1 protein-coding gene and 1 pseudogene are annotated in these 1,092 nt (G+C 72.5%); both read left to right on the forward strand.

What is annotated here, in order from left to right; genetic code table 11:
• Nucleotides 1–352 (forward strand): annotated as a pseudogene (locus B7767_RS46925) (diacylglycerol kinase); the annotation flags it as partial.
• Nucleotides 353–370: 18 nt separating this feature from the next.
• The coding region (locus tag B7767_RS38650) for a class II glutamine amidotransferase (protein WP_085576042.1) at nt 371–1,092 on the forward strand (722 nt) is incomplete at its 3' end.

Here is a 1,092-nt window from a genome sequence, read left to right on the forward strand (position 1 = left end):
GGATCGGCTGGACTCCGGACGGCTCGGGGTGCTGGGGGTGCGGGTCGAGAGCGCGGTGCGGGCCGCCGGGACGGTGCGCGGCCCCCGCGCGGCCGGCCTGCTGAGGCTCACCGCCGACGAGGTCGTCGTGGAGGCGGACACCCCGACCGTGCCGGCCGGCGTGGACGGGGAGCACGTACTGCTGCCGGTTCCCGTGGTGTGCCGGATCGTGCCCGGGGCGCTGCGGGTGCGCGTCCCGCGGGGCGCGGTGGGTACGCGGCCGGGGAACGGGGCACCCGACTGGCTGCGGGTGACGAGGCTCGCGCTGGGCCGGCACGACGACGGCCCCTGGAACGGCGGCGGTGGCCGTTGACCGGGAAGGCGGTGGACCATGTGCCGTTGGCTCGCCTATCGGGGCACTCCCATCCTGCTCGACAGCATCCTCTACCGGCCGGCCCACTCACTGATCGACCAGAGCCTGCACGCCAAGATGGGCGTCGAGACGACCAACGGTGACGGGTTCGGCGTGGGCTGGTACGTGCCGGACAAGAGCAGCCCCGCGGTCGTCCGGGACATCGGACCGGCCTGGAGCGACCGCAACCTGCGGGAGATCGCCGAGCACGTCGTCTCCCCGCTGTTCTTCGCCCACATCCGGGCCTCGACCGGCACGGCGGTGCAGCAGACCAACTGCCACCCGTTCCGGCACGGCCGCTGGATGTGGATGCACAACGGGGCGATCGCCGACTTCCACCTGGTCCGGCGCGACCTCGCGCTCTCCGTCGAGCCGGACCTGTTCCCGTACGTCGAGGGGTCCACGGACTCGGAGATGATGTTCCACCTCTCGCTGACCCTCGGCCTGGAGGAGGACCCGCCCGGTGCCGTCGCCCGGATGGCCGGCCTGGTGGAACGCGTCGGCCACGAGCACGGGGTGGAGTTCCCGCTGCAGATGACGGTCGCGGTGACCGACGGCGTGCGCCTGTGGGCGTTCCGCTACTCCAGCCAGAAGGAGTCGCGTTCGCTCTTCTACAGCACCCGCGTGGACACCCTGCGCTCCCTCCACCCGGACCTGGCCTTCCTGCGCGAGATGTCCGACGACGCCCGCCTCATCGTCTC

The organism is Streptomyces sp. 13-12-16 (assembly GCF_002114215.1).
In the GTDB taxonomy this organism is placed as follows: domain Bacteria; phylum Actinomycetota; class Actinomycetes; order Streptomycetales; family Streptomycetaceae; genus Streptomyces.